The following is a 582-nucleotide window of genomic DNA, read 5'->3' as shown; positions in this document are numbered from 1 at the left end:
GCACCCGGTGGTGCTGCTCGCGGTCGTGCTGGCTCGGCAGGTGCTGCTGGCGATGCCGCTGAGCTTCTTCATCCGGGGCGTGACGTTCTACCGCGCCACCGTCAACGACCTCGGCGCGGCGCTGACCTCGCTGATCGCTCCCCCGCCGAGCGACATGGCGCTGCGGGTGGCGATGTTCCGGTCGTGGGGTGTCAGCGCCGCCACCGGCCTCGCCGGCACGGTGATGAACTCGGTGACGTTCTACATCGCCCGGTTCGCGGCGCCGCTGTTCGGTTTCGTGCTCCTGATCGCCGTCGGCGAGGCGCCCTCGCTCCGCTGGCTGGAGCTGCTCAGCATCGCGCTCGCAGCGGCCATCCTCGTCGCCGTCCTCCTGGTCGTACGCAGCGACCCGCTCGCGCGCACGGTCGGGACCCGGTCCGGCGTGGTGGCCCGCAGATTCCGGCGGTCGGTCGACCCCGAGCGCTGGGCCGATGCCTGTCAGCGGTTCCGTGCCGACGTCGCCGAGCGGTTCCGCCGGGGCTTCCCGCTGGCCGTGCTCTCCCAGGTCGGGATGATGGCCGTCGACCTGGTCGCGCTCGCGCT

Annotated in this window: 1 pseudogene; it reads left to right on the top strand. The window is 72.5% G+C overall.

Annotated elements, in window-relative coordinates:
* Nucleotides 1-582 (top strand): annotated as a pseudogene (locus IEY81_RS23940) (lysylphosphatidylglycerol synthase domain-containing protein); the annotation flags it as partial.

The organism is Nocardioides luteus (genome assembly GCF_014648595.1).
GTDB lineage: Bacteria > Actinomycetota > Actinomycetes > Propionibacteriales > Nocardioidaceae > Nocardioides > Nocardioides luteus.
This window is presented reverse-complemented; position numbering and strand designations above follow the sequence as displayed.